5 protein-coding genes, 1 tRNA gene and 1 pseudogene are annotated in these 6,000 nt (G+C 71.5%); 4 read left to right on the top strand and 3 right to left on the bottom strand.

What is annotated here, in order from left to right; genetic code table 11:
• From A5713_RS19105 to A5713_RS19095, 3 genes and pseudogenes are all read left to right on the top strand, one after another.
• Window positions 1–716: pseudogene (locus A5713_RS19105) on the top strand (hypothetical protein); the annotation flags it as partial.
• 22 nt (window positions 717–738) lie between these two features.
• Window positions 739–1,443, top strand: a complete 705-nt coding sequence (locus tag A5713_RS19100) for a glycosyltransferase family 2 protein (RefSeq protein WP_067925267.1) — start codon at window positions 739–741, stop codon at window positions 1,441–1,443.
• Window positions 1,440–1,787, top strand: a complete 348-nt coding sequence (locus A5713_RS19095; RefSeq protein ID WP_067925264.1) for a DUF2304 domain-containing protein — start codon at window positions 1,440–1,442, stop codon at window positions 1,785–1,787. The genes A5713_RS19100 and A5713_RS19095 overlap by 4 nt, the downstream gene beginning before the upstream one ends.
• Here A5713_RS19095 and A5713_RS19090 read toward each other — a convergent pair.
• Window positions 1,784–2,728, bottom strand: coding sequence for a GDP-mannose 4,6-dehydratase (locus A5713_RS19090; protein ID WP_197516415.1), 945 nt, complete (start codon window positions 2,726–2,728; stop codon window positions 1,784–1,786). The two genes, A5713_RS19095 and A5713_RS19090, sit on opposite strands and share 4 nt — an antisense overlap.
• Here A5713_RS19090 and A5713_RS19085 point away from each other — a divergent pair.
• Window positions 2,694–4,502, top strand: coding sequence for a hypothetical protein (locus tag A5713_RS19085; RefSeq protein WP_197516414.1), 1,809 nt, complete (start codon window positions 2,694–2,696; stop codon window positions 4,500–4,502). The two genes, A5713_RS19090 and A5713_RS19085, sit on opposite strands and share 35 nt — an antisense overlap.
• A 24-nt stretch (window positions 4,503–4,526) precedes the next feature.
• Here A5713_RS19085 and A5713_RS19080 read toward each other — a convergent pair.
• Together A5713_RS19080 and A5713_RS19075 are read right to left on the bottom strand one after the other, a co-directional pair.
• Window positions 4,527–4,602 (bottom strand) — tRNA-Thr (locus A5713_RS19080).
• A gap of 144 nt (window positions 4,603–4,746) precedes the next feature.
• Window positions 4,747–5,964 carry a DNA polymerase III subunit delta' gene (locus A5713_RS19075; RefSeq protein ID WP_068097990.1) on the bottom strand — a complete coding sequence of 406 codons (1,218 nt, stop codon included), beginning with the start codon at window positions 5,962–5,964 and terminating at the stop codon, window positions 4,747–4,749.
• Window positions 5,965–6,000 lie beyond the last annotated feature (36 nt).

Raw genomic sequence — 6,000 nt, 5'->3', positions numbered from 1 at the left:
TGGTCGGCTTCCTGTGGGCCACGGTGGCGGGTGCGGTCGCCTGGCTGATCATGCTGCTGGCCTCGCCCTCGGCCCGGTCCGCCGCCCGGCTCCGGACGCCGGGCGGCGCCCAGACCTTCCTGCGGGGGGCCGCCCATTCGATCACCGCCGCCGGCGCGAGCGCGGTTCTGGTGATGGGGTTTCCGGTGTTGTTGAAGCTGACCAGCAACGAGCTGGGGGCCCAGGGCGGGGTGATCATCCTCGCCGTGACGTTGACCCGGGCGCCGCTGCTGGTGCCGCTGACGGCCATGCAGGGCAACCTGATCGCGCATTTCGTCGACGCGCGCAGCGACCGGGTCCGCGCGCTGGTCGCCCCGGCCGCGATCGTCGGCGGCATCGGCGCGGTGGGGGTGCTGGCGGCCTGGGCCGTGGGCCCCTGGCTGTTGCAGGTGGCCTTCGGGCCGCAGTACCACGCCGGCGGCGCGCTGCTGGCCTGGCTGACCGCCGCGGCCGTGGCGATCGCGATGCTGACGCTGACCGGCGCCGCCGCGGTGGCGGCGGCGCTACACCGGGCGTACGCGCTCGGTTGGGTCGGCGCGACGGTGGCGTCGGGGTTGCTGCTGCTGTTGCCGCTGCCGCTGCAGACGCGCACCGTCGTCGCCTTGCTATGTGGCCCGCTGGTGGGAATCGGCGTTCATCTGGTGGCGCTGTCGCGCGCCGGGCGCCCCGCCGGCTGATCGCGTGTACCTTTTGGGCTGAATGGACACTGCATCACCCAAGTACGCGGGCGCCTGGATCGTCATCCCCGCCTTCAACGAAGCCACCGTCATCGGCGAGGTGGTCGCCGATGTGCGCTCCGTCTTCGACAATGTCGTCTGCGTGGACGACGGCAGCACCGACGGCACGGGTGAGGTCGCCAGGCGGGCCGGCGCCCACCTGGTGCGCCATCCGATCAACCTCGGCCAGGGTGCGGCCATCCAGACCGGCGTCGAGTACGCCCGCAAACAGCCTGGGGCGCAGGTCTTCGCCACGTTCGACGGTGACGGGCAGCACCGGGTCAAGGACCTGGCGGCGATGGTCGACCGGCTCTGCGCGGAGGACGTCGACGTCGTCATCGGGACGCGGTTCGGCGCGGCGATGGGCACCCGGCCGCCGTTTCTCAAGCGGCTCGTGCTGCGGACCGCCGCCCGGCTGAGCCGGCGCGGTCGCCGACTTGGCCTGACGGACACCAACAATGGGCTGCGGGTGTTCAACAGAAAGGTCGCCGACGGGCTGGACATCACCATGAGCGGCATGAGCCACGCCAACGAGTTCATCATGCTGATCGCCGAAAACCATTGGCGCGTCGTCGAACAGCCGGTCGAGGTGCTCTACACCGATTACTCGAAGTCGAAGGGGCAGCCGCTGCTCAACGGCGTCAACATCATCTTCGACGGTTTCCTGCGAGGGAGGATTCCTAAGTGAACTGGATCCAGGTGCTGCTGATCGGCTCGATCATTGCGCTGCTCGTCTATCTGCTGCGATCCCGTCGCAACTCGCGATCGAAGGCCTGGGTCAAGGTCGGCTACGTCGTCTTCGTGCTGGCCGGCATCTATGCCGTGCTGCGGCCCGACGACACCACGGTCGTGGCGCACTGGTTCGGGGTGCGCCGCGGCACCGACCTGATGCTCTACGCGCTCATCATGGCGTTCTGCTTCACCACGCTCAGCACCTACATGCGGTTCAAGGACCTGGAGCTGCGCTACGCGCGTCTCGCGCGCGCCCTGGCGCTCGAGGGCGCCCAGACGCCCGAACCCGAACGGACCTAGACCGTCTGGGCGTGACGGAAGTACTCGACCGTGCGGCGCACGCCGTCGTCGAGCCGCACCTGCGGACGCCAGCCCAAGACCCGTTCCGCCAAACCGATGTCGAGGCAGGACCGCCTCAGGTCACCCAGCCGGTCCGGATGAAACTCCGGGTCGTCCGGACCCCCGACGGCCGCGGCCACCGCCGAATGCAGTTGGCGGTCCGAGGTTTCGATCCCGGTGCCGACGTTGAACCGCTGCCCGCCGCCGGCGTCCCCGGACGCCCTGACGAAGGCGTCGACCACGTCGTCGACGAACACGTAGTCGCGGGTCTTCCCGCCGTCGCCGAACACCTTGGTCGGCTTACCCGACAGCAGCGCCTGGGCGAAGATCGCCACCACGCCGGCCTCGCCGTGCGGGTCCTGGCGGGGTCCATAGACGTTGGCCGGGGCGATGTGCGAGCACTCCATGCCGTACAGGTGGCGGAACGTGTTCAGGTAGATCTCGCCGGCCACCTTGCCGGCGGCGTACGGCGAGGCCGGATCCGTGGGCACCGTCTCGGGGGTCGGGTATACCGGCGGCGTGCCGTAGATGGATCCCCCCGAGGACGTGTGCACGATTTTGCGCACCCCGGTCATGCGGGCCGCGTCGGCCAGCCGGATGGTGCCGATGACGTTGACCGAGGCGTCGAATTGCGGGTCCGCCACCGAGTGCCGCACGTCGATCTGCGCGGCCAGGTGAAACACCACCTCCGGGCGGTGCTCGTCGAGGATGGCCTGCAGGTCGGCGGTGACGATGTCGGCTTCGGCGAAGACGTACGCCGGGTTGTCGGCCAGGTGCTCGATGTTGGTCGCGCGGCCGGTGGCGAAGTTGTCCAGCCCCACCACGGTGTGGCCGTCGGCCAGCAGGCGGTCGGCTAGCGTCGACCCGATGAATCCGGCAGCCCCGGTGACCAGTGCGCGCACCGGCCCACCATACATAGGGGTGGTGGCCGTCGCGCTGATCGCCGTCCAGCTGGGGATTCGCGCGGCGCTGGCGTTCGGGGGCTACTTCTACTGGGACGACCTGATCCTGATCGGCAAGGCCGGCACCCACAACCTGCTCGCGCCGGCCTACCTGTTCGACGACCACGACGGCCACGTCATGCCCGGCGCTTTCCTGCTCGGCGGCGCGATCATCCGGCTGGCCCCCCTGAACTGGACGGGGCCGGCGATCAGCCTGCTCGTGCTGCAGCTGCTGGCGTCGCTGGCGCTGCTGCGCGCCCTGCACGTCGTCCTCGGCTGGCGGCCGGTGCTGCTGATCCCGCTGACGTTCGCGCTGTTCACCCCGCTGGCCGTGCCGGGGTTCGCGTGGTGGGCGGCGGCGCTGAACTCGCTGCCGATGCTGGCGGCGCTGGCCTGGGTGTGCGCCGATGCCGTGCTGCTGGTCCGCACCGGGAACCGGCGCTACGCGGTGACGGGGACGCTGGTCTACCTCGGGGGCCTGCTGTTCTTCGAGAAGGCCGCGGTCATCCCGTTCGTCGCCTTCGCGGTCGCCGCGCTGCTGCGCCACGTGCAGGGCGATCCGGCGGCGCTGCGGACGGTGTGGCGCGCCGGGCTCCGGCTGTGGCTGGCGACGCTCGCGTTGACGGCCGGCTGGATCGCGCTCTATCTGGCCGTGGTGAACCAGCGGCGGTGGAGTTCCGACCTGGCGATGACGTCGCAGCTGCTGGCGCGGTCGGTCACGCACGGCATCGTCCCGGGGCTGGCCGGCGGGCCGTGGCACTGGGACCGGTGGGCGCCGGCCTCGCCGTGGGCGACGCCCCCGCCGTTGGTGATGGCGCTCGGCTGGCTGGTGCTGGCCGGCGCGCTGGTGGTGTCGCTGCTGCGCAAGCAGCGCATCGGGGCGGTGTGGCTGACCGCGGCCGGCTACGCCGTCGCCTGCCAGGTGCCGATCTATCTGATGCGCTCGTCGAAGCAGACCGCGCTGGAACTCGCCCAAACCCTGCGGTACTTCCCCGATCTCGTCTTCGTGCTGGCGCTGCTGGCCGCCGTCGCGTTCTGCGCGCCCAACCGGGCCGCCGGGCCGCGCTGGCTGGACGCCTCGCCCGGACGCGCCGCGGTGACGCTGGGTTTGGCGGCGCTGTTCGTCGCCAGCAGCCTGTACTCGACGGCGACGTTCCTGACCAGCTGGCGCGACAACCCGGCCCAGCGGTACCTGCAGAACGCCCGGGCCGATCTGGCCGCGGCGCACGCGGCGTCCACGGCGCCGCTGCTGGATCAGGAGGTCGATCCGCTGGTGCTGCAGCGGGTGGCGGCGCCGGAGAACCTGGCGAGCCACCTGTTCGCCCTGCTGCGAGACAGGCCCGAATTCGCCTCCGCCACAACCCGATTGCGGATGCTCGACAGCTCCGGCCACCTGGTCAGGGCGCGGGTGACCTGGGTCCGGACCATCCTGCCGGGCCCCTTGCCGCAGTGCGGGTATTTCGCGCAGCCCGACCACCCGGCACGACTGGTCCTCGACGGGCCGCTGCTGCCCGCCGACTGGAGCGTCGAACTCAATTACCTGGCCAACAGCGAGGGAACGATGACGCTGACGATGACGCAGGGACCAGACGTCAAGGTCCCCGTGCATCCGGGGCTCAACCGGGTCTTCGTCCGGCTGCCCGGCGCGGGGGACGCGATCACCGTGCGCGCCAACACCACCGCGCTGGCGTTATGCCTCGCCTCGGGTCCGGTGGGTTTCCTGGCGCCGGCCTGAAAGCCGCGCCCGGCGGAAGAACTGTGGAGCCGCCTGGGGGAATCGAACCCCCGACCTATTCATTACGAGTGAATCGCTCTACCGACTGAGCTAAGGCGGCACACCCTGATGCCGGGCGGCACGAGTCTACGGCAGGCGGACGGGCCGACCCAAGTTAGGATTGCCCGGCTCTCCCCCTAGCCGCTTCGCGGCGGGGGCACCCCCACCTCACACGGCTGCGCCGTGTGCATCGTCACCGGGCGGTTCAGTCGCGCAGTTCCTGGCCGAAGGTGGCCACCATGGCGTCGACGGCGAACTTGGGCTTGACGTTCATCGCCAACGCCTCGCGGCACTCCAGCACCGCCTCGATGCAGCGCAGCAACCGCGGCGGTGCGGCATGGGCGGCCAGGGCCGCCGCCCGGTCAGCCATGTCCGGGTGATTGGGCTGCACCGAGCCCGCGCCCGCCGAGAGCATGAGCGCGTCCCGGAAATACGTCGCCAGGTCGATCAGCGCCCGGTCCAGCGCGTCGCGGGAGGCGCGGGTCTGACGCGACTTCTGCCGCCGTTCGAGGTCTTTCATCGCGCCGGCGGCGCCGCGCATCGCCCCTGCCGTGCCCTTGCCGGTGCCGCCGGCGCCCAGGGCCGTCCGCAGCTCCTCCGTCTCGGCCTCGGCGCGGTCGGCGGTGAGCACCACGGCCTCGGCCTCGGCCGCGGCCACCAGCTCCTCGGCGGCGGCATAGGCCCGCGACGGCGTGGCGGCGTCGCGAACCAGCGCCAGCGCCCGTTCGCGGCGCGCCCGGGCCTCGGCATCGGTCGCCAGCCGCCGCGCCCGGCCCACGTGGCCGCCGCTGACCGAGGCCGCCCAGTTCGCGGTGTCGGCACTCAGGCCGTCGCTGTCGATCAGCACGCGCGCGATCGCCTCGGTCGGCGGGGTCACCAGCGCGACGTGCCGGCAGCGGGACCGCAACGTGATGGCGATGTCCTCGGGGTCCACCGACGGCGCGCACAGCAGGAACACCGTCGACGGGGGCGGCTCCTCCACCACCTTCAGCAGCGCGTTGGCGGCGCCCTCGGTCAGCCGGTCGGCGTCCTCGATCACCACGATCTGCCGGTGCCCGGTGGCCGGCCGCCGCGACGCGATCTGCACGATGCCGCGCATCTCGTCCACCCCGATGGACAGCCCCTCGGGGATCACCCGGCGCACGTCGGCGTGGGTGCCGGCCATCGTCGTCGTGCAGGCGCGGCACTGCCCGCACCCCGGGCCCCCGTCTTCGACAGCAGACGTGCACTGCAGCGCGGCCGCGAAGCACAGCGCCGCGACCGAGCGCCCCGATCCGGGGGGACCCGTGATCAGCCAGGCGTGTGTCATAGTCCCGCCGCCGGCGTCGCTGTGAACCAGATCACCGCGGGCGGCCCTGGCGGCGGTGAGTAATTCGGCCGTCACCGCGTCCTGGCCTACCAGCCGCGTAAACACCCCGGACATCACCGGTAACAGTAGCCACCACCGCCGACAGATACC

Source organism: Mycobacterium sp. E2497, from assembly GCF_001668695.1.
In the GTDB taxonomy this organism is placed as follows: Bacteria; Actinomycetota; Actinomycetes; order Mycobacteriales; family Mycobacteriaceae; genus Mycobacterium.
This window is presented reverse-complemented; position numbering and strand designations above follow the sequence as displayed.